Origin of the sequence: Paraburkholderia nemoris (assembly GCF_905221015.1) — a bacterium.
Taxonomy (GTDB): Bacteria; Pseudomonadota; Gammaproteobacteria; order Burkholderiales; family Burkholderiaceae; genus Paraburkholderia; species Paraburkholderia nemoris.
In genome coordinates, this window is record NZ_CAJNBO010000004.1 from 298,448 (window position 1) to 318,903 (window position 20,456).

Here is a 20,456-nt window from a genome sequence, read left to right on the forward strand (position 1 = left end):
GCGCCGCCCACCGCCTAAGCGGAGTAAACCCGTTTGGCTAGCTTGGCCAACTGTGTTTCGATGGCGCTCATGACGTCGGCCGGCGCGATCTCGTCCACGTCGCCGCTGCTCTGAATGCCAATCGAGTGGCATTTTTCGGTCAGGCGCAGATAGGGCGGTTCGCGGTCGGAAAACAGCGAGACGCTCGGCGTTGGCGTGGAGTGCGCGACGTGCATCAAGCCGCCGTCCGCCCCCACAAAGAGACTTGCCTGCGCGATCATTTCGCGCGACTGCAGCAACGTCAGCTTGCCGACATATGAAGTGATTTTCAGCGTGCTGAATGTTCGGTTCAACAATTCATCCGCTAGCGCAGCCCCGTTGTCCGAGCCAAGCAGAATGACCTGCTTCGGCATGTTCCGCTCGTCCGAGCGATCGATGAGTTCGAGTAACGCCCCCCATTGCCGGTAGGTGCGGTTCGCATCGATCCCGCCGACGGCAAACGCCAGAAACCGGTCGCCGGGCAGGAGCGGGAGAACCGAATCGTGAGTGCGCGCGTTCGCCACCAGATACGGTTTGCTCATCGAAACGATTTCCGCGTCGCTGTAGCCGAGCGAGAAGACGTGGTTGATCGCGGCATAGCTGAAGGTGGTCTGATTGCGGTCCGGACCGTAGAAGTACTGGAACAGGCACGCGTACGGCAGCTTGTTGAAATATTTCGTTTTCAGCTTGATCGACGGCAGGTTGTACTCCGACATCAGGATCGCATCGTAGTGATGGTCGGAAAGATCCGGTAAGTTGGAAAAGACGTTCTTGAAGACGTCGTCTTCCTCGAACAGCTTGTGCAGGTTCGGCAATGTGAAAAGGTCGATTTCGAAGCCGGTGCCCTTCAGCAGCGCCCGCCCGGACATGTCCATCGTCGCGTCGCCAAAATTGCGCTTGCCGGTGTAAATCCACAGCAAGCGCTTGACCCCGGCGGCGTTTCCGAGTTGCAGGCGCGGCTGCCCGTGCCATTTGAGCAGCAGATGCTTGTGTAAATACTTTTTGACGATACTCGCGCGGGAAGTCTTGCGCAGGAACACGTCGGGCTCATGCGCCACGCCCGCATAGGGAATGCGGGTGGAGCGGCTGACGGCCGTGTCCACGATTGTTTTCACGGCGGCGGGTGCGCTGCGATAGAGCGCGCGCATTAATCGTTTCATTGCTCAAATACTGGGGAAAATTCGGGGTCTTCCGGCCGGTGGGGCGCGGCGGTGCGGTGCACCAAGGCCGGTCGCTCGCCGCGGCGGAGCGTGTGGCCCGTATGGTAACAGCACACTCCTACATGCTTTTGGGAAGAGGCCCATTCGGGGCGTCAACGCGTCAAAGCCAGAGTGATTGCCCGCGGCAGGAGCGCCGGTGCTTATTAATCGGATAGGAGCGGGAACCCGGTACAATGGCGAGGCCAAAATGTCCGGTTGCGCGCGCCAGTTGTCGCAACGGCCGGCTAAATTCATCAGACATGTCGACGCCCGCAAAAAAATCTTCCCTGAGTGTCAACTCACGAAATCTGTTGCCAGCGTTCTTCCTGCTCACATATCCGTCGGCCACCTTGCTGATACACGGTGCCGGTAGTGCATTGTCGATCGCGGCTGCAGTCATTTCGCTTGCCTTGCTGGCTTCGCCGAAATCCTGGACTGGCCTGCCGCCGCTCCAGTGGGACCGTGCCGATATCGCGCTGTGCGTCGCCATGGCGTGTCCGTTTCTTGCCGTGCTGCTCGGCGGCGTATGGCACGGCACGGTGGTGGCCAGCACACTCGATTCACCTTCCCGTTTCTTTGCCGCCGCGCCGCTGTTCCTCGTGTTGCGCCGCTGTTTGCCGCAGTTGCTCGCGTGGAGCGATTTGTCGTTTGCGCTCGCCGGTCTGATGTCGCTCGGCATTCTGTTGATCGCGCCACGTGACTGGGGCTTTGGGCGGCTCAGCAGCGCGTTTCTGAACCCGATCCACTTCGGTGATATCGCGTTGGTGATGGGCGTGCTGTCCATCCTGTCGCTGAACTGGTGGCGCAAAGACCGGCTGGCTGTGCGCATCGTCAAGGTGGCAGGCCTCTTTGCAGGATTGTCCGCGTCGTTGATCACCGGCTCGCGTGGCGGATGGGTGGCGATTCCGGTGGTCGCCGCGATGATTCTCTACTTGCGCAGTCGCGGCAAGTCACGCAAGTGGAACGTGCTGCTGCCGCTTGCGATCGTCGCGATTCTGGTCGGCGTGTACGTGTTTTCGCCGACCGCTCGCGACCGCGTCGGGGATCTTTCGTCGGATCTGGTGCAATACACGCAGGGCAACAAGGACACGTCGCTCGGTATCCGTCTGCAGCTTTACGAGGCGGCGGCGCGCATCGTAGCGAGCCATCCGCTGCTCGGTCTCGGCGGCGACGGCTTCCGCAACAGCATGCAGTCGTTTGCCAATTCAGGGCTGCTCACACCGGTCGCTGCGCAGTTGGGCAGAGGCGAGGCGCATAACCAGATGCTTGCTTACATGACCGACTACGGCATCATCGGCGGGCTTGCCGTGCTGGCCGTCTACGTCGTGCCGGGCGCGCTTTTCTGGCGGCGGCTCGCGGCACCGGCCGGCCCGGCGAGCCGGGCCGCGCTGATGGGGCTGACGTTTATCGTGGCTTTCTGGATTTTCGGTCTGACAGTCGAAACATTCGATCTGAAGATGACCGTCTCTTTCTACGCCATGGTCATCGCAATCCTTGCGGCTGCCTCCGCGTATGCGGACAGGAATGGCGTTAGCGTCGCTCACTCCGGCAGGCAGGCGGACCGTGCCGCCGCCCGCGCGCCGCGCACTCCCATTCAATGAGAATCGTCTCCACCTCATGTTCAGCATCCTGATCCCAAGCTGGAACAACCTGCCGTACCTGAAGCTGTGTATCGACAGTATCCGCCGTCATTCGGCGTTCGATCACGAAATCATCGTGCATGTGAACGATGGCAGCGACGGCACGCTCGACTGGGTCCGCTCGGAAGGCATCCTGCACACGTGGAGCACGGGCAACGTTGGCGTCTGTCTCGCATTGAACGATGTGGCGCGACTCGCCACGCGCGACTGGATCCTGTTCCTCAACGACGATATGTTTTGCACGCCGGGCTGGGACCGCGCCTTCGAAGCGAGCTTGCGCGGGCTTGGCCATTCGTGCGCGTATCTGTCCGCGGCACTGATCGAGCCGACCGGCAGTGCGAACGTGAGCACGGCCGACTTCGGCACCGGCCCCGAGAATTTCGACGAAGCAGGTCTGCTCGCGTACACCGCCGGAATGAAGGCGGCCGATCTCGACGGCGTCGCTTTGCAGCCGATGCTGATCAGCCGCCAGTTGTGGCATGCGGTGGGCGGTTACAGCATCGAGTTCGGCCCGGGCATGAGCAGCGACAACGACTTCCTGATGAAGCTGTGGCTCGTCGGCTGCCGTGTGTTCCGCTCGGTCGGTGCGAGCCGCATCTATCACTTCGGCTGCAAATCGACCGGCCGGATCCGCCGTAACCGTGGTGGCCGTGAGTTTCTGATGAAGTGGGGTATTTCGCAGCGCGATTTCGATCGCGAGTATATTCGGCGGACGGCTTCCGCTGCGCCCGGCTCTCTGCCCAATGTGCCGCGCGCACCTTTCAAAAGCCGCGTGAAGCGCGTGCTGTATGCGCTTGGCCGTTATCCGCTCGAGGACCTGGAAGGCTGGGAGCCGGATCTTCCCGCGAAGCTGACGTTCACAGGGCCGTTCGGCAAGCAGGCGGACGACAAGGCCGACGGCTCTTGATCCGCTCACACGGGCAATATCGCGGCCGCGCGCGCTGTTCGAGTCGCGCGTATTAGACTCCGCCCGTCACCAGCGGCAGCACCGTCAAATCCGGGTGCGTGCCGTCGACGATGCTGCGGCCCACATGCACCCCTTCGTAGAGCGCTTCTTCCACGTTGGCGAAGCTCTCTTCGCCATCTGGGTGGAACGGCACCGCATGCCCGGGGATCGCCGGGTCGGCGCCCGGATGGCACACGTAACCGACATACGTGCAGCGGCTATCAGGCGCGGCCGACGGCTTCGTTTCGTCGGGCGGGTTTTTCGGGAAGGGCGCCACGTGAATTTCGAAACCCTCGTACTCCACCATCTGCCAAGGTGCGGTTTCATCGGCCATGGCCGCCTCCGTCTTTGTCGTGCGCTCCCCCAAAAGTCTAGGTGATTTGAACGCAAAGCGCGCCTCAAGACTGATGAGGCTAAACCACTATGGTTTGCACACGTCGCGTTGTTCGCGCTGTTAGAGCCGTGTCGATAGTCGATCTGTCGCTTAATAGATTTTCCGGTTTTACTTGAAAATCCTCGTTGCACTAGCGCTGTATCGGCGCCGAGCGTGCGGGCACGCGCCCGACCGCGCCATCTTCGCCGCGTCATATAGAATGACGCGCTTTGCCCATACAAGACCCCCGCCAATGTGGTTCAAAAACCTTCAGTTGCACCGCCTTCCCGCTCCGTGGTCCGTCACCCCTGAACAAATGGAGAAATGGCTCGCGCCGCACGCGTTCGCGCCCGGCAACAGCGTCGAGATGCAAAGCCACGGCTGGGCGTCGCCGCGCGACAACGACTCGCTGGTGTATTCGCTCAATGGCCAGATGCTGCTGACGTTTCGCGCCGAAAAGAAACTGCTGCCGGCTTCGGTCGTCACGCAAGTGACCAAGGCGCGTGCGCTCGAACTCGAAGAGCAGCAGGGCTTCAAGCCTGGCCGCAAGCAGATGCGCGAACTCAAGGAGCAGGTGACCGACGAACTGCTGCCGCGCGCCTTCAGCATCCGCCGCGATACGCGCGTGTGGATCGATACGAAGAACGGCTGGCTCGTGATCGACGCGGGCTCGCAAGCGGTCGCCGACGAAGTGCGCGGCCTGCTGGTGAAGTCGATCGATCAACTGCCGCTCGGCACCGTGCGCGTCACGCAATCGCCGGTGGCGGCGATGACCGAATGGCTGCTTTCCGGTGAAGGTCCCGCGGGCTTCACGCTCGACCAGGACACCGAATTGCGCTCGCCGACGGAAGGCAACGCGACGGTACGCTATGTCGGACATACTTTGGATGCCGAAGATATGCGCCGGCATATCGAAGCCGGCAAGCAATGCATGCGTCTCGCGATGACGTGGAACGACCGCGTGTCGTTCGTGCTGACGCCTTCGTTGATCATCAAGCGCATCGCGCCGCTCGACGTCCTTAAGGAAGCGAGCGACCCCACCGCGCAGAACGACGACGAGCGCTTCGATTCCGACGTCACGCTGATGACCGCCGAACTCGACCGCATGCTGTGCGATCTGCTCGACGCGCTGGGCGGCGAGCAGGGCTTGGAAATGCCGCAAGCTGCGGCTGCCTGAATGACGTTTGCCTGAGTGACATTCGCCTGAGCTGCGTTTATCCGTGGCAGGCCGGCGCGTCGAGAATGCTTCGCGCCGGCGCTTATTAAGCCAGATTATGGCTATCTGAATCCGGCTTAATAAAATTTACCCTTCATGTCCCGGCCGTCACACTACTTGTGCTGACGGTGCAAGCCGTCAGGAGCCTTCCGATCCACTGACGCGCGCCACGCTTTCCATCATGCGGGTCGCGTCATCCTGACCAGGACTCGACATGAAAATCGCCCGCTTGATGCTCGCCCTCGGCCTTGCCTTTGCCGCTTCCGCCGGCGCCACCTCCACTGCCATGGCTGCCAACGCGACGTATCCTCCCGCGCCGCTGCCCGCGTACGCGCAGGACGAATTGCAGAAGGTGATCGACGCCGCAACGGGGCCGTTGCCCGTTGCACAGACTTCATCGGCTGAGTCACAAAGCGCGGCAACCCCGCAAAGCCCCACGGTGTTGCCGAACGGTTCTTATGCCACCCCACGCGTCACGCCGCACGATGATGAATCGCATGCGGCCGCGAGTGCGAGCAAGCGCGGCGCACGTCCGTCGAAGGCGCATCGGCATGAGCGTCACAAGTACGTCTGAGAATCTTGCTGCGATCATGCGGTGCCGATGCGCGATGCATTCGCGAAGCGGCGCTGCGTGAACGCAGCACCACGCGCAGACCACCGCTACACCGGACCCGTCCGCGCCGGCGCCGTGAAAGTGGTTAAGATTGCGTTCAGAAAGGCATCGATCACGGAGAGCTTGCGATGGTTCGACTGGTTATGATCCTGCTGGGTGTCGATTACCTGCGTACACGCTGGCGTTCGTTGCAGTTGATCGGCTGGGTGAGCCTGGTGCTCGGCGTGGTGGTGTTCATCGACGCGCTCGATAGCGCGCTCTATTTCCCGATCACGCCGTTTGCTTTGCTGCTGCTGCTCGAAGGGCTTGCCACGCTGACCGTCGCCTGGACCGGCATGGGCGGCCAACGCACGCTGCGCTATGTAAAGGGCATCGCGTTCTGCTTTGCGGCGGCGCTGATTCTCGCCGGCCATCATCACGGCAACTTCATTCTGTCGATGATCTTCGGCACGCTCTTTCTCGCCGACGGTCTGCTGCAGATCGTTTCCGCGAAGGTCGTTCGTTATCGCACATGGCGGCTCGCGATGATCGGTGGGGGCGTTGAAATTGCGCTGGCGGTTTTCTTTTATCAACCTTATCCGACGCACTATGTGGGGACCGTGCCGTACTGTCTTGGCCTCGGTCTGATATTCGGCGGCTGGAACATGATTTTGCTGAGTACGCGCGTGCGGCGTCTCGCGTCGAATCCCGCGGTGGCGTCGGATGATGCAAGCGCGGATGCGGCCAACTCTGCGGCGAGTGAGGTCGCGCCCGGTCGGTTGAGCGCGGTGGAATGGGACGGCCCACCCACCGCCGATGAAGACGCGTTGACCGTGCATGTGTGGACGCCGGTCGGCTCGGCCAAGGGCGAGGCGCGGCGGCAGTTGATTGTCGATCGTTATATCGCGGCGGTGGATCGCAACGGCGTGATATCGACGGGGCATGCCGCGCTCGAGTCGCCTGAAGGCATCTACATCAGCTTGTATCCGGGCGTCGAAATCGATCGTTCGCCCGACGATTTTGCGCGGCTGCTGCGCGCGACGCGCGAGAACGACGTGCCTGGTGTATTTCAGCCTGATTACCCGACCGAATCGAAAGCGTGGTGTCCGTCGACTGTTCAGGTGCGCATACGCAATTACGATCCCGCGCGCCTGCGCCGCTTCTGGGACACCTATCGTCAGGACACGACCTACAACCTGACGCACCGCAATTGCTCGAGTAGCGTATCGCACGCACTGGAAGCGGCGATCGAGGGCGCGTCGGCGCGCGTGTGGGGCAACCTCGGCGGCTGGCGGCCGTTTCTGCGGGTGATGACGACGCCGGAGTTGTGGGTGGCCGCGCAACTGCGCAAACGCGCCGCAACGATGGCGTGGACACCGGGTCTCACGCTCGACTATGCCCGCGCGCTCAGCATGCTCGCCGACCCGCGTCCGTCGGGCTGGGTGAAGATGGCGCGGCTGGCGGTACGCCGCATGGTCCGTTCGCGGCAGGAATGGCGTGAGGAAGAGCGCAGCGCGCCGGCCGCACAGGAGGCCGGGGCCGGTCACACCGCCAGTACCGTGCGCGATTGAGGCGATTGAGGCGATTGAGGCGATTGAGACGCTTGAGCGCTTGATCCCGACACGCCGCACGGCCTGCCCAACTTCGACGTCGCGGTAAAAACTGCATGCGTATCAACCGCTTGCCGATTTTGCCGGCTAGTTATGCACAGATTTGCGAACAGATTCTGTTGATAACTTCCGCGCGCACAGAACCTCCGCCCAAATGAGTGATTTCAACCAATATGGCGGGTGTATGCTCAAAGCGAAAGCTTGTCGATGACAGCACCTCACCACGCCGAACCTTGTTCGTGGCTCTTTCAGGATCAAACCGTGCCGGGCGCCCAGCGTCTGCTGCGGCAGCAGGTTTTACCAGCGTGAACGTGATGCTCAGGACGAATCCAGTTGCATCCATCGGCCTGTCAGATGACTGAGCCACAGCGTTTCACGGTGCGTCATGTCAGCGTCTACCGTTACTCGGAACCCGTGCGGTTCGGCGAACACCGGATGATGTTCCGCCCGCGCGCCAGCCACGACCTGCGACTCGTCACGAGCCGGTTGGTGATTACGCCCACGCCGTCGCGGCTGCACTGGCTGCACGACGTATTCGACAACTCCGTGGCGGTCGCGAGTTTCACGGGCAAGGCGAGTGAATTGCGCTTCGACAGCGAAGCGACGCTCGAACACTTCGAAACGCCCATGCCTGACTACGCGCTTGAACCGTACGCGGTGAACTGGCCGTTCGCGTACACGAACGAGGAAGCGTCCGATCTCGTGAACGCGCGCAGCCGCCAATATCCTGACCGCGACGTCGACGAATGGGCACGGCGCTTCGTGCCCGTGCCGGGCAGCGGCGGTGCGAGCGGCAAGGGCGGCAAAAATGGCACCGGCGGCACGATGGCGTTGCTGCGCGCGATGACGCTCGACATAAAAAGCACGTTTTTCTATGTGCGCCGTACGGAAAAGGGCGTGCACCGTCCAGGCGACACCTTGCGCAATCGCAGCGGCAGTTGCCGCGATTTCGCCGTGCTGATGATGGACGCGGTGCGCTCGCTTGGCCTCGCGGCGCGTTTTGTGAGCGGTTATCTGTTCGTGCCCGACGTGCCCGAGCATGACGCGGTGCAAGGCGGCGGTGCGACGCATGCATGGCTGCAAATCTATTTGCCTGGTGCCGGCTGGGTCGATTTCGATCCGACCAATAGCATTGTCGGCAATCGTCATCTGATTCGGGTGGCAGTGGCGTGGAACTACTACCAGGCGTTGCCGTTGTGGGGCACATGGCATGGCGCGCCGCATTCGTTTCGCGGTTTGCAGGTCGATGTGAGCGTGACCGAGGGTAAGTGAGGAGCGAGCCGGATGACTGGGCTCGTACAAATCGAACGTGTTAGCTGGGAGTGTCAACTCAGGTTGCTCACCGGGCGCGTCAACTGAATGTTTCAACTGGAAGAGGGCGTCGCGATGAAATTGCGCGTTGGCTACGAGCTGGTCTATGAGTGTGTGCAACCGACGCCGATGATGCTGATGTTGAACACGCACTATTCGCACGCGAAGGAAGTGCTGAGTCCGGATTTGCTGGCGGTCAATCCGCCGGTGCCGATCAGCCAGTATCGCGACGGCTTCGGCAATCTGTGCAGCCGGATCGTGGCGCCGCAGGGGTTGATAGAGTTTTCGACGAGCGCGGTGCTCGAGGTATCGTCCGAGCCTGAGCGGCGGCCGCCGCTGACCGAGCAGCATCCGGTAGAGGCATTGCCCGACGATACGCTGGTGTTTCTGCTGGGCAGCCGATATTGCGAAACTGATTTGCTATCCGAATTTGCGTGGCAGACCTTCGGCAAGATGCCGCTCGGGCGCGGACGCGTGGATGCGATCTGCAACTATGTGCACGAGCATATTGTGTTTGGCTACGATTTCGCGCGGCCGACCAAGACCGCGTGGCAGGCGTGGCAAGAGAGGAAGGGCGTGTGCCGGGATTTCGCGCATCTGGCCGTGGCGCTGTGCCGGGCGATGAATATCCCCGCGCGCTATTGCACGGGCTATATCAGCGATGTCGGCACACCGCCGCCCTACGCAACGATGGATTTCGCCGCGTGGTTCGAAGCCTATGTTGGCGGCTGCTGGCAGACCTTCGATCCGCGGAATAATGTGCCGCGCACGGGGCGGGTGTTGATGGCGCGGGGAAGAGATGCGGCCGACGTCGCGATCAGCAATGCGTTTGGGGCGACGCAGCTAATGAAGTTCGATGTTGTCTGTGAGCCTTTATAGATTCTGCTGCCGCTAAAGGCCCAAAAAAGGCCTAAAGTTTTTCGCGTGAAATGCCGAAAGAACCGGAATCCCTACTCGCGCCGCGAGCCGATTCCGGACCGATATGATGCCCCGCAACACAGCCACCAAGTTAGTGGCAATCCTGCTGGCAGCGCCAGCGTCAAAAGCATGGCCAACGGAGCTGGCTTCGATCCCGGTCAGTCTGACCGTGCAGGAAACCTGCGTCATCCAGTCGGTGGACGCGGCGATCACCGTTGCGAATCAACCGGCGGTTTCCTGCCTGCACGGGGCGCCGTTCCAGATCTCCCAGGTCGCATTCGACCCCGCCGCGCCGGACGAAACAACGCGAAATCAGGCGCGGCCGGTGCAATTCGTCGCCACCCACGGCGCCCGGCAAACGATCTGGACGATTAACTTCTAGAAATCGCCCTTCGTCCTTTGCCTTCGCCCGTTATGCGTGCGATCCCTCGGCCGCCATGTCCAGAGGCCGAAAATCAAAAGCTGATTGTCGCGGTAATCGTGTCGCTGTAATTGCCGGGCATCGGCGTTGTTTGCGTCGGCACGCGGCCGTACACCGTGATCGACACCGCATTGCCGCTGCCTGTGCCCGTGGCCATCGTCGTGCCCGCGGTGCCGTCACCCCATGCGCTCGTGTGGGCAGCATCCGTGTAAAGCTGGTAGTTCACCGCGCCGCCACCGCCCGCGCGCTGCATCTGGCGTGCCGCGACGCTGCCGCTCGACCCACTGCTGAGCGCGATCTGATACGCGTCGCCGTTCGTACAGCGCGCCGTGATCGCGCCGCTCGCGTTTAACGCCGAACTCAGCACGCCCGTCGATGTGAAAGCAACGTTGGTCGCGCTGATCAGGCAGTTGTTCACCACCGTCGCGCTGGCCGTGAAGCCGAAGCTGCCGGCGCTTGTCGTCAGCGCGGCGCAGCCTGGCGCGAGCAGCAGGAAAAAACCATAGTTGAGCGAAGTCTGACTCAAGGTCTGCGAGTACGTGGTGCTAGCGTTGCCGATCGTGGGCACGGTCGGCTGATTGGCAGTGATCTGGCCGTAGAAATTCACGGATGTCGTCGCGGTATTGCCGGTTGCCGGTTTGTTGAGAATCACCGATATCGGTGTGGTGCCGAGCGTGGTCGAGCCCCATGGGAGTGAATACGCGGCGTCCTGATACAGGTTGTATTGCAACTGATTGGCGCCGATCGTCAGCGCACGTGGGGTCGTGCCGCCCATGTTCAGACACACCTGCACGCTCGGCGTCAGCGTAACCGCAGGCCACGTGCACGAAATGCTGACGGTGCCGGTCGCGGCCACGGCGCTTAAGCCGATCGGACTGACGTTGCCGAAGCTCAACGCCGATGGGCTCGCCGTACAGGTTTGCGCACTCGCACGCTGCGGTAGCACGCCGAGCAGCGCGCATAGGGCGAGGAGCAGGACGAGCCGTCTCATCGCGTCGCCGCCGTGCCGGCAGCGGCTGTGCTGCCGCAGGTCAACGGTCCGAGCGTCGGCAGCGAGCCGTCGGCGGGACGCTGATAGTCGAACTCGACGCTGCAATGGGCGCCGCCGGTGTCGATCTCGAGATGATTGTCGCGCTGCAGATTTTCAATGAAGGCCAGGCCGTCGTAGCCCACGATCGTGTCGCCCCCGCTTTCGACGTGATGCACGCGCGTGCCCGGCGGTAGCAGCTTGCCGTCGGCGCCGCGCAGAATCACCGAAGCAGCGCTGTAGCGCGTCACGCGAAAATTCGCCAGCACGCCCGTCAGCGACTTCGGCACGAGATCCATGGAGGTCGTGGCGATGCGCGCGTCGGCGGGCAGGTTCATGCTGTCGATCGCGACCTGGTTGTGCTGGTACGCGTTCAGGTCCGGTATCAGCAGATGGCCGTTGCGGTCGGTCGTGCCGATCACGCGATTTTCGTGCAGCACCGGCACGCCCGCGACGCCGTCGGTGGAGACCAGCGCGAAGCCGTCGTCGATGCGCCGCGCAGGCTGGATGCTGTGGTCCATCAGCACGATCGCGCCGGTTAGGTCGAGCGAGGCATTCGCATGCCGGTCGACGTCCTGCGCGAGCGCGGTCACCTCGCCGTAGTTGCCGAGATACTGCGCCTGCGCCTGGCGGTACGGCACCGCGCCCGAGCCGCCCGCCTGCACGCCCCAACCCCAACCGCCGGCATAGTCGGGTGGCCGCTGCGCATTGAGGTTGTAGGTGGACTGGCCGTTCTGACGGCCGACACTGGCATTGATCGCCGTGTTGTTACCGAGGCCGAAGCTCGCGGTCAGAAATACGCCTTGCGCGTTGTGCTGCAGAAAGTCCTTGTACGTGCTGAGCGTGAGCGAGGCCAGATTGCCGAAGTTCAGAGTGTACGAGAGCGAGCCGATCCGCGAGGCAGGAATGCCCGGAAAACGGTAGCCGATATAGCTGACCGACACGGTCTGGCGGCTGAAGAAGGGTAGCGCGAGCGTCACGCGGTCGGTGGCGGTGGGCACCGGCGTGCCGTCGCGCGCGGCCAGATCGCCGTAGTTGCCATAGGCGCGCAGCGTCTGCGCATCGATCGAGAAGTGCGGTTCGATCAGCTGATAGCCGAGACCGAGCTGGGTGCCGGTCAGCTTGCCGGCGCTCGCGGACAATGAGCCGTTGATCACGCCGGCCATGCCCATGCGCACCAGCGCGCCGGTCCCCGCATTGACGAGGCCGCCGGTGGCTTCGGCATGTCCTTCGAGTGTCAGCGTGTCGCTCATGCCGCGCCGCGCGGTGGCGCTGACCGCCGGGCGCGGATCGTAGGAAAACGAATCGATGCCGTACGCGCGGCGCAGAAACCCCGCTTCGAACGAATAGCTCGACAGGCCCGCTGCCAGCATGCGCGTATCGACGTAGAGCGGAAGCGAAGTCGAGATAGTGCGGCCGAGCGCGTCGTGCGTAATGACCGTCGCCACGCCCGCGCCGGTGATGCCCGGCACGTTGTTGACGATGAACGGCCCGCTTGGCACATTGCCGCTGAATTGCCGCACGTTGTTGATGTACAGATCCACCGCAGACGGCACGACGGCCGTGCCCGAGAGCGCCGGCACCGGAAACGTCACGAGGTCGGGGCGCAGCGCAAAGTTGCTGCGCCACTGGAAGCCGCCGATGCGGATCGAACGGCTCCAGTCGAGCGAGGACGAAATGGTGTCGCCGAACTGCGTGGTGCTGAGCGTGGCCGGATTCGAGGTGCTCCACGCGGTGTCGTAGCGCACGTAGCGATGCAGATCGCGGTATAGATACGCGATACCGGTATTGCTCAGTACACCGGACGGGTCGAAGTAGCGCTCCTCGCTCCACAGGGCGAACTGCGCATTGGTGTCCGTTTGCGCGAACGCGTCGTAGTTGATCAGAAAGCCGCGCGATGCGGCGGCGTTCGGCGTTTGCGCTAACTCGCGCGGATCGAAGGTGTACGGCTTGCGGATCGCGTCGGGCACCTGCAGATCGATGGTCTGGCGCGACGCGTCGTATTCGTAGCGCAGGCCCGGGATCTGGTCGAGTTCGATCGATGCGGTGTCGGCGGCGCCGAGCTTGTCGGTGGCCATGCCGATTTCGCTCAGGTCTTTCCCCGTGGCGCTTAGCCGGCCGCCGACGTCGCGAAAGTGCGCAATCAACGAGGTGCGCTGGCCGTTGAGCATGACTTCAAGATACAGATCACGGCCTGCCGCGACGTCCGGCGCGGTCTTCGCCGCGATGCGTTCGGCAGAGGGCTGACCGAGGGCTGGCGGCGCCATCGCTTGCGCGCCCGCGCGATTCACGCTCAGCAAGTTCAGCGTTGCCGCGAGCGTGACGGCGTGCAGTCTCCATCCATGGCGTATTCGCCGTCGTGTCATTCTCATTGATTGCGTGGCGGTGCATCATGTGTGTTCCTGGCGACCCCGGCGCGATCTTGATCGGCCTTGCGTGCCTTTCGTCAGCACGTGTGTCGGCCCTTGAACCCTCGTGTGTTCACTCGACATTCACCGTCGCTTCAGCCGGCAGCGAATTGACCGCGGCACGTACCTTCAGCGGACCGTTCTGGCCGGCGTTGTCCGGCAGCGTGACCGGCCAGTGGCGTTCGCGGCCGGCCAGCGCGTAGCCAAGCAGTCCTTTGTTGATCACGTAGGCGTTTCCTGCGTTGTCGATCAATTGCACGGCGGCGATCTGCGCGCGCTTTTTGCCCGAGTTGTCGACGCGCAGCAGCCAGCCTTGCGCGCCGCGTGACAGATGCCAGGACAGCTTCGGCTGACCGATGTCGACGGATGGCTCGACGAACACCGGCACCGAGTAGCGCAGACGGATCGTCACGCCGCTGGTGGGCGCGGCATCAGGCTCGGGCAACTCGTCGATCAACACGCGGTAGCCCTGTTCCGCATTCGACGGCTGCGCAGTCGTGCGCACCAGCCGCACCAGTTGATCGGCATGCGCGCCGATCTGGATCAGCGGTGGGCTTGCGACCAGATCCTGAGTGGGCGTGAGCGTGTCTTCGCCGCTTGCCTGATCCCAGCGGAACACGCGAACCTGGCCGAACAGCGGCTTCTCGCCAGGGTTCTTCAGCGTGATGCCGGTCGCGTTGGCATCCGCCGACATGTCGACCATCACCGGCGAAATTTGCAGCGTCGCGGCTTGCGCGAGCGGCGCCGCCAGGCACCATGCGAATGCGCTTGCCGTTAGCAGGCGAAGCGGCACATCTATGGCGCTCGCAACGCGTGTGCTCGCAGACCACGCCCTTGCGGATCGCGTCCTTACAGACCGTATCAAAAGTAGACCGTGGCAGTGATGGTGGTCTGATAGGTGTCAGGTTTCGGGGTAGTCTGCGCCGGCACCTGGCCGTACACGACAATCGATTGCGCGGAGCCAGTGCCGGTGCCGCTGGCTGTGTTGGTGCCTTGCGTGTTGCCCCACAGGGTCGTGTGGCCCGCATCCTGATACAGCTGGAACCCGACGGTGGTGGCGGTATTGCCGGTGGCCGTGCCGGCCATCAAACGGCTCGTTACGGTGGAGCCGGTGACCGTGCCGGCGTCGAGCCCGACGTTGTACGGCGTGGTGTTGGTGCAGGTCACGGCGACCGTGGTCTGCTGGTTGATCGCGGTGCCGAGCACACCGTTGCTGCCGAAGTTCAGCGGGTTGGCGCTGATCGAACAGTTGGCGTTCAACGTGAGCGTGACGGTGAAGGTGGTGACGGCGGTGCCGTTCGAATAGGTGGCGGCGCGCGCGAGCTGTAGAGGCAAACCGAACATCAAAGCGACGATGAGGCTGGACGACAGCAGTTTTTGTTTCATTACGAGACCTCGCAAACCGACAGGACGCGGATTTTCCAATTGCGCGGGCAGTTTGAAATTTCACTGGCTAGATAGTCGGTCTATTTGCCGGATATTTCAGTGGAGCGTAATTGTGTTATGCAATGGCCATCGCAATTGATGAAATTAAGTCTACACCAGACTTTCTTCATAATACAAATTGTTGTGTTGAGAAATTTATTCGAAATATCTGGCGTGGGCAGTGTGGGCGAAGCAGGGAAATTGAGGAATTAGGAAATTATTTCTATGTGCGGGTTCGGGAAAATATCTAATTCAGGTAGTTTTTTCTAATAAATGCGAATATTTTTTGATGTGCGGAATTTGCATGATTGTACGCGTTGAGTGGTCTATTTAATGCCAATTGACTTATTTGAAATTCGCGCGATTAAATCTCCGGCTGGTGTAAATGTCACGCAATGTTAATTATTGCTTTCAGTCAGGACGTACGCGTCGTCATTCACCAAGCGCGAGCGTGCGCTTGCGCCGCAACAGCGCCGAGCCGAGCGACACCGCCACGCCGATGCAGCCCATCGCGACCGAAAGCGCCACGATCAGCAGGCCGGTTTGTGCCCGTGCGGAAAACACGCCGACCAGCAAGCCCGCGAGTGGTTGCGTCATGTTGTTCAACAGGATCACCACGCCGGTTGTCTTGCCGTAGTCCTCAGGCGGAATGATTTTCTGCCGTGCGCTGCGGATGTAGACGTTGAACATCTTGTCGAAGCCGACAATCAGCAGGAAGCCGAGCGCATAACCCCAGGGCGCCGCACTCGCGCCGGCGATCACGCCGCCGGCACAGATTGAAATGAACGCGACCCGGCCGAGTGTCTGCGCAGGCCAGGCGTTACGCGCGATCGTCAGGAGAATCAGCACCGTCGCCACGGCACCGGCGGTTTGCAGGCCGGCATAGTAGCGGTTCGATTGCGCGTGAAAGCCGGTCACCATCGCAGCGGATGTCGCGAGCGTCACGCCGATCACCAGGTTTTCGGCGGCGGCGAGCAGCACGACTTTTTTCAGACCGGGCAGCATCAGCACATGGCGCAACGCGATGCGCAGGGGCATCGTCCAGTGACCGGGTGCAGCGGGAGGTGGATCGCCGGCGCGGAAACCGCTGGTGCGTTGCCACAGTAGCAGTGCCCCATCCGCAAGCAGAAACAGCACGCCCGTTGCACCGACCACCCATTCCCAGCGCCATAAGCCGAGCAGCAGTGCGGCCAGCATCGGGCCGAGTACGAAACCCAACTGGTCTGCCAACTGCGAGTAGGCGAGGACACGCTGGAATTGCTGCGTGCTGAAGATTTGCGGCAGCATCACTTCGCGTGCGACCAAGCCCTGGCTCGTGAGTACACCGCACAACGCTGACAACGCGATCAACCAGCCGATGCCGCCAAACAGCACATATGCCAGCACGCCGCCGAAACACATCAGTGCCCGCACGGTCTGGCTCACGCGCATCAGCTTGAGCGGCGAGATGCGGTCGCACAAGGCGCCGAACAAAGGAAAGACCAGGTAGCGCGGCAGGGTTTCGATAAAAAACGCGAGCCCCGACCACGAGACCTGGTGCGTCATCTGAAACACGACGAGTGGAACGAGGAACAGCAGGACCTGATCGGCGAGACGCGCGACAAACAGCGAGCAGAAGAAAGCCTGATGGTTGACGCGCACCGTTCATGTCCCGCCGTTTATGGGTCGAGACCGATCCTATCAAAGATCGAAGGGCCCCAACTTATTGCTTGCCGCACTCCGCGCCTTGCATCCCCTGCATGCCTTCCTGAATCTGTTCCGGCGTCAGGTCGCGCTTGTGCGTGGCGAGCGACCAACTGTGGCCGAACGGGTCCTTCAACTGGCCGTAGCGGTCGCCCCAGAACATGTCGGCGGGCGGCATGACGACGGTCGCGCCGGCCTCGACGGCCTGCTTGAAACTGGCGTCGACGTCCTCGACGTAATAGTGAATCGTGACAGGCGTGCCTTTCAGCGCATTCGGGCCCAGCGCGTTGTGGTCAGGCCATTCGTCGGTCAGCATCAGCATGGAGTCACCGATCTTCAGGCTGGCGTGCATCACTTTGCCGCCGGGACCGGGCAGACGGTGATGCTCCACGGCATTGAAAGCCTTGATGTAGAACGCGATGGCTTCCGCGGCGTTGGCGCAAATCAGATACGGGGTAAGCGAGTGCATCCCGTCCGGGATCGGTTTGACAGCAGGGCTGGACATGACGGCGACTCCTTGAATTAACAGGTTCGTGAGTTGAAAGACCGGCTGCGTAAGCCAGGCCTTCAACGTTACGACGAGTGGGTCACGGTTGAATCGACACTCCGGGAAAAATATTTTTTAAGCACGCCCGTGCGGTGTGGTGCGTCAGCCGGCCGGATTGTCGTCGTCCGGCGGCGCGGCGGGTGTGGAAGGTGTGGACGGGGTCGAAGGCGTCGCCGCGCCGCCGCCCGGCGCGCCGAGGATGCTGATCTGGAACGTCGGCGTGGCCGCGAGCGATTGCAAGGTCGCGTCTTCCGGGATGTGTTCGAACAGCGGCAGGATCACCGAGCCGCCGATCACCGCGCGCCGGCTATTGTCGGCCGGACGCAAACCCCACACGTCCTGGTAGACGACCGGCACCGCGCTGCCGTTGCGGGTCGTGTTGCCGATGTACAGCATCACATGGCCGCCAATGTAGATCAGCGTGCGCAACGGTTCACCGTGCTGGGCGAGGTAGTCGAGCCGTTGCGCCGGCGTCGACGCGGACAGATCGATCATGCGTCCCGCGCTCATCTGCGTCGACGAATGGCGCGGCAGCCACACGCCGAAGGCCGCGAAGATGCTTTGCAGTTCCGAAGAACAGTCGTTGTAGAGGCCGCTATTGCCCCAGCCGTACGGCCGGCCGATCAGCGTTTTCATCAGCATCGCCAGATGCCGCGGGGTGGCGGCGAGTGGCATCGGAGCGATCTGGGCATCGCTCAGTTGGGCGGTGCGGATGATTGCGTGGCCGTCCACATCGCGGGCCGGGATGAAGAGTTTGCGGGAGGCGGGGGCGTCCGCAGTTTCGCTTGCGGGTTGATTTGCGCGTGGTGCGGGCCGCGTAGCGTTGTCCGGGGCGAGCGGCAGCAGCGTGCCGGCGGGCGCGTCGAAACGGAACACGCCACGGCTGTCGCGCACCGGCGCCGAAGCGACTATCACGGCGCCCAGCGACTTCGCGGTGGCGGCGCGCCACGTGTCGACGAAGGTGTCGTCGGTCAGGCCGACGCCTTCTGTGCGCACCCAGCCTTGCACGTCGGGCGTCTGCACGTAGCGCCACCCGCCGTCGACGCTGCTGCCCAGCACATACAGCGGCGTGCCTGGACGTACGGCGGAGATCTGCAGGTTGTCGAACGGATAGCCTTCGCCGGCGAGGTGGTGATCGTAGAACGACGGGTCCGTAGTCGGCAGTTCGCGCACCATCAGGTTGCCGGTGGCGATCGCGCGACGTTCGGGCTGGTAGACGGCCCGCTGCGTGAACTGGCCGACGTCCATGTTTTGCGCGATGGCATCGATCCACGCCTTGTCGTGCGGCCGGAAATTCTCGCCGTAGCCGAGCGCCGCGCCGCTCTTGCCGCTGTTGTCGAACTTGTCGATGCGGCGCTGCTGCAGCGCGACAATGTCCGCGCCTTGCTGGCGATAGACGCGCATCGCCACGTAAGCGGAATTCCACGGCGACTGCGCGGTCGTGCCGGTGCCGAAATAGCGCGCGTAGAGGGCGCTGAAGTGCGCCTGCTGATCCGCGGGGTTCAGGAACGGCTGGTCATAGCCGGGGCTGTCCGGTTCGAGCCAGTGGTCGACGTTCTGGTCGTAGTTGGCGATCGGGAACAGCGCGACGGTGTCGACGCTCGCACGGACCTCGCGGGTCGGCGCTGGATTGCTGCAGGCGGCGAAGGTGACGGCGGCGGCGAGCGCGGCGCATAACGTGGCGGCACGGCGGGCGTGCGGCAAGCGGGCGGCCACGCATGAGACAGAGCGTGCGGCAAAGCGGGGCAGGACGGCGACAGGCATGGAGTTCGACGGTGATGGTCCAAGGGCACGATGATACGGTGTCGCGCGGCGGGCGGGGCGTTATGCGGTTGCGGCGTTAAGAGTGTATTTACACAGCGCTTATGTGGTTTCATTGGGGTTCGAATCGTCAATGGCGGCTGTGCGATACCGAACTTCACGCACAAACGCCCGCACAGGCCGGGCGTTTCTTTACACTCGACACATCGCCTCGAAGCGTCTTTCACGAGGCTCCACCACCAGGAGAACAACATGCAAACCAGCGCACGCAATCAATTCGCCGGCGAAGTCGCCGAAGTCAAACACGGCGCCGTGAACGACGAAGTCACGTTGCGCACCCAGGACGGTCTCGAGATCGTCGCGATCATCACGCACGGCAGCGCGACGTCGCTCGGCCTCGCTGCCGGCAAGAAGGCTTTTGCGCTGGTCAAGGCGTCGTCGGTGATCGTGATGGTCGACGTGGCGAAGAGCCAGGTGTCGGCACGCAATTGCATCGCCGGCACCGTGTCGGCGGTCACCAAGGGCGCGGTGAATTCGGAAGTGACCATCAGCGCGGGCGGCGCGCAGATCGCCGCGATCATCACCAATGAAAGCGTCGACCGCCTCGGCCTCGCGAGCGGCAAAGCGGCGACGGCGATCTTCAAGGCATCGAGCGTGATCATCGGCGTCGAATAACGATCGACGCATGGCGTTGTTCGCGGGCTTGACGTCTGGACAACGCCATCAGGGCGCACGTAGATCGAACGGAAAGAGGGCGGTATGCTCCGAGCGGCGTGCCGTGAAGGAAACGGCGGCTTGATTTAAACTGCACGCCTCGCTGTTCCTCTTTCCGCTTTCATTACGGACGCCGTCATGTTCGAAGTCTCCTCCGCCTCGCATCTCCCCAAAGCCGCGCAATACGAAGAACTGGTCGCCCAGGCGCGCTCGCTGCTCGCGGGCGAAACCGACTGGATTGCCAACGCTGCGAATTTCTCCGCGTTCGTGTTCCATTCCCTGAGCGATCTGAACTGGGCCGGTTTCTACTTCCACGACGGCCGTGAATTGGTGGTCGGGCCCTTCCAGGGCAAGCCCGCCTGCGTGCGCATTGCGCTCGGCAAGGGCGTGTGCGGCACGGCAGCGCAAACCCGCCAGACGCAAGTGGTGCGCGACGTGCATGAATTCCCCGGCCATATCGCCTGTGATTCGGCATCGCAATCGGAAATCGTCGTGCCGCTGGTGGCACCGGACGGCACGCTGATCGGCGTGTGGGATGTCGACAGCCCGGTCGTCGCGCGCTTCGATGAAGAGGACGCGAAGGGCATGGAGGCGCTGTGCGCGGTGTTTATCGAAGCTGCGCTGCCGCGCGCAGCCTAGGCGTTTCA

Annotated in this window: 19 protein-coding genes; 10 read left to right on the forward strand and 9 right to left on the reverse strand. The window is 62.6% G+C overall.

Going from position 1 to position 20,456, the window contains the following annotated elements; all coding sequences use genetic code 11:
- Positions 1-14: 14 nt before the first annotated feature.
- Positions 15-1,178, reverse strand: coding sequence for a glycosyltransferase family 9 protein (locus tag KHO33_RS08190; RefSeq protein ID WP_200564417.1), 1,164 nt, complete (start codon positions 1,176-1,178; stop codon positions 15-17).
- Positions 1,179-1,528: 350 nt separating this feature from the next.
- Between KHO33_RS08190 and KHO33_RS08195 the strand changes: the two genes are divergently transcribed.
- Positions 1,529-2,818: an O-antigen ligase family protein gene (locus tag KHO33_RS08195; protein ID WP_234475417.1), complete on the forward strand. Its 1,290-nt coding sequence runs from the start codon at positions 1,529-1,531 to the stop codon at positions 2,816-2,818.
- A 16-nt stretch (positions 2,819-2,834) separates the two neighbouring features.
- Positions 2,835-3,764: a glycosyltransferase family 2 protein gene (locus tag KHO33_RS08200; protein WP_054035008.1), complete on the forward strand. Its 930-nt coding sequence runs from the start codon at positions 2,835-2,837 to the stop codon at positions 3,762-3,764.
- A 52-nt stretch (positions 3,765-3,816) separates the two neighbouring features.
- Here KHO33_RS08200 and KHO33_RS08205 read toward each other — a convergent pair whose 3' ends face one another.
- A complete protein-coding gene (locus KHO33_RS08205; RefSeq protein WP_200564419.1) occupies positions 3,817-4,137 on the reverse strand; it encodes a hypothetical protein in 321 nt (106 codons plus the stop codon).
- Positions 4,138-4,429: 292 nt separating this feature from the next.
- On the opposite strand from KHO33_RS08205, the gene KHO33_RS08210 reads away from it, so the two are divergent.
- The 6 genes from KHO33_RS08210 to KHO33_RS08235 all read left to right on the forward strand — a co-directional run bounded on the left by KHO33_RS08210 (position 4,430) and on the right by KHO33_RS08235 (position 10,205).
- Positions 4,430-5,353 (forward strand): recombination-associated protein RdgC, encoded by a 924-nt coding sequence (locus tag KHO33_RS08210; protein ID WP_054035007.1) that lies wholly within the window; start codon positions 4,430-4,432, stop codon positions 5,351-5,353.
- A 253-nt stretch (positions 5,354-5,606) separates the two neighbouring features.
- On the forward strand, positions 5,607-5,966 hold the full coding sequence (locus tag KHO33_RS08215) for a hypothetical protein (protein ID WP_200564420.1): 360 nt from the start codon (positions 5,607-5,609) through the stop codon (positions 5,964-5,966).
- A 167-nt stretch (positions 5,967-6,133) separates the two neighbouring features.
- On the forward strand, positions 6,134-7,555 hold the full coding sequence (locus KHO33_RS08220) for an HdeD family acid-resistance protein (RefSeq protein WP_200564421.1): 1,422 nt from the start codon (positions 6,134-6,136) through the stop codon (positions 7,553-7,555).
- A 393-nt stretch (positions 7,556-7,948) separates the two neighbouring features.
- Positions 7,949-8,866, forward strand: a complete 918-nt coding sequence (locus KHO33_RS08225) for a transglutaminase family protein (RefSeq protein ID WP_054035004.1) — start codon at positions 7,949-7,951, stop codon at positions 8,864-8,866.
- A gap of 114 nt (positions 8,867-8,980) precedes the next feature.
- Positions 8,981-9,784 (forward strand): transglutaminase-like domain-containing protein, encoded by an 804-nt coding sequence (locus KHO33_RS08230; protein WP_054035144.1) that lies wholly within the window; start codon positions 8,981-8,983, stop codon positions 9,782-9,784.
- A 103-nt stretch (positions 9,785-9,887) separates the two neighbouring features.
- Positions 9,888-10,205 (forward strand): hypothetical protein, encoded by a 318-nt coding sequence (locus KHO33_RS08235; protein ID WP_054035003.1) that lies wholly within the window; start codon positions 9,888-9,890, stop codon positions 10,203-10,205.
- Positions 10,206-10,278: 73 nt separating this feature from the next.
- On the opposite strand, the gene KHO33_RS08240 is transcribed toward KHO33_RS08235, so the two are convergent.
- The 7 genes from KHO33_RS08240 to KHO33_RS08270 form a co-directional block, all read right to left on the reverse strand.
- Positions 10,279-11,235, reverse strand: coding sequence for a Csu type fimbrial protein (locus KHO33_RS08240; protein WP_200564422.1), 957 nt, complete (start codon positions 11,233-11,235; stop codon positions 10,279-10,281).
- Positions 11,232-13,637 (reverse strand): fimbria/pilus outer membrane usher protein, encoded by a 2,406-nt coding sequence (locus KHO33_RS08245; RefSeq protein ID WP_234480501.1) that lies wholly within the window; start codon positions 13,635-13,637, stop codon positions 11,232-11,234. The genes KHO33_RS08240 and KHO33_RS08245 overlap by 4 nt, the downstream gene beginning before the upstream one ends.
- Before the next feature lie 115 nt (positions 13,638-13,752).
- Positions 13,753-14,478 (reverse strand): fimbrial biogenesis chaperone, encoded by a 726-nt coding sequence (locus KHO33_RS08250; RefSeq protein WP_200564479.1) that lies wholly within the window; start codon positions 14,476-14,478, stop codon positions 13,753-13,755.
- Positions 14,479-14,540: 62 nt separating this feature from the next.
- Entirely contained in the window at positions 14,541-15,023 is a 483-nt protein-coding gene (locus tag KHO33_RS08255) for a Csu type fimbrial protein (RefSeq protein ID WP_093639731.1), read from the reverse strand.
- Between the two features lie 513 nt (positions 15,024-15,536).
- Entirely contained in the window at positions 15,537-16,745 is a 1,209-nt protein-coding gene (locus tag KHO33_RS08260) for an MFS transporter (RefSeq protein ID WP_200564424.1), read from the reverse strand.
- 61 nt (positions 16,746-16,806) lie between these two features.
- Positions 16,807-17,292, reverse strand: a complete 486-nt coding sequence (locus KHO33_RS08265) for a VOC family protein (protein WP_200564425.1) — start codon at positions 17,290-17,292, stop codon at positions 16,807-16,809.
- A 144-nt stretch (positions 17,293-17,436) separates the two neighbouring features.
- Positions 17,437-19,098 carry an SH3 domain-containing C40 family peptidase gene (locus KHO33_RS08270; protein ID WP_200564426.1) on the reverse strand — a complete coding sequence of 554 codons (1,662 nt, stop codon included), beginning with the start codon at positions 19,096-19,098 and terminating at the stop codon, positions 17,437-17,439.
- A gap of 249 nt (positions 19,099-19,347) precedes the next feature.
- On the opposite strand from KHO33_RS08270, the gene KHO33_RS08275 reads away from it, so the two are divergent.
- On the forward strand, positions 19,348-19,770 hold the full coding sequence (locus tag KHO33_RS08275) for a TOBE domain-containing protein (RefSeq protein ID WP_154562205.1): 423 nt from the start codon (positions 19,348-19,350) through the stop codon (positions 19,768-19,770).
- 177 nt (positions 19,771-19,947) lie between these two features.
- Positions 19,948-20,448, forward strand: coding sequence for a GAF domain-containing protein (locus tag KHO33_RS08280; RefSeq protein ID WP_054034999.1), 501 nt, complete (start codon positions 19,948-19,950; stop codon positions 20,446-20,448).
- Positions 20,449-20,456: the final 8 nt, after the last annotated feature.

Bases quoted from the DNA above. Each gene is read 5' to 3' on its own strand.
- KHO33_RS08190 (WP_200564417.1), bottom strand. From the start codon at position 1,178: ATGAAACGATTAATGCGCGCGCTCTATCGCAGCGCACCCGCCGCCGTG.
- KHO33_RS08200 (WP_054035008.1), top strand. From the start codon at position 2,835: ATGTTCAGCATCCTGATCCCAAGCTGGAACAACCTGCCGTACCTGAAG.
- KHO33_RS08205 (WP_200564419.1), bottom strand. From the start codon at position 4,137: ATGGCCGATGAAACCGCACCTTGGCAGATGGTGGAGTACGAGGGTTTC.
- KHO33_RS08210 (WP_054035007.1), top strand. From the start codon at position 4,430: ATGTGGTTCAAAAACCTTCAGTTGCACCGCCTTCCCGCTCCGTGGTCC.
- KHO33_RS08215 (WP_200564420.1), top strand. From the start codon at position 5,607: ATGAAAATCGCCCGCTTGATGCTCGCCCTCGGCCTTGCCTTTGCCGCT.
- KHO33_RS08220 (WP_200564421.1), top strand. From the start codon at position 6,134: ATGGTTCGACTGGTTATGATCCTGCTGGGTGTCGATTACCTGCGTACA.
- KHO33_RS08225 (WP_054035004.1), top strand. From the start codon at position 7,949: ATGACTGAGCCACAGCGTTTCACGGTGCGTCATGTCAGCGTCTACCGT.
- KHO33_RS08230 (WP_054035144.1), top strand. From the start codon at position 8,981: ATGAAATTGCGCGTTGGCTACGAGCTGGTCTATGAGTGTGTGCAACCG.
- KHO33_RS08235 (WP_054035003.1), top strand. From the start codon at position 9,888: ATGATGCCCCGCAACACAGCCACCAAGTTAGTGGCAATCCTGCTGGCA.
- KHO33_RS08240 (WP_200564422.1), bottom strand. From the start codon at position 11,235: ATGAGACGGCTCGTCCTGCTCCTCGCCCTATGCGCGCTGCTCGGCGTG.
- KHO33_RS08245 (WP_234480501.1), bottom strand. From the start codon at position 13,637: ATGACACGACGGCGAATACGCCATGGATGGAGACTGCACGCCGTCACG.
- KHO33_RS08255 (WP_093639731.1), bottom strand. From the start codon at position 15,023: ATGTTCGGTTTGCCTCTACAGCTCGCGCGCGCCGCCACCTATTCGAAC.
- KHO33_RS08265 (WP_200564425.1), bottom strand. From the start codon at position 17,292: ATGTCCAGCCCTGCTGTCAAACCGATCCCGGACGGGATGCACTCGCTT.
- KHO33_RS08270 (WP_200564426.1), bottom strand. From the start codon at position 19,098: ATGCCTGTCGCCGTCCTGCCCCGCTTTGCCGCACGCTCTGTCTCATGC.
- KHO33_RS08275 (WP_154562205.1), top strand. From the start codon at position 19,348: ATGCAAACCAGCGCACGCAATCAATTCGCCGGCGAAGTCGCCGAAGTC.
- KHO33_RS08280 (WP_054034999.1), top strand. From the start codon at position 19,948: ATGTTCGAAGTCTCCTCCGCCTCGCATCTCCCCAAAGCCGCGCAATAC.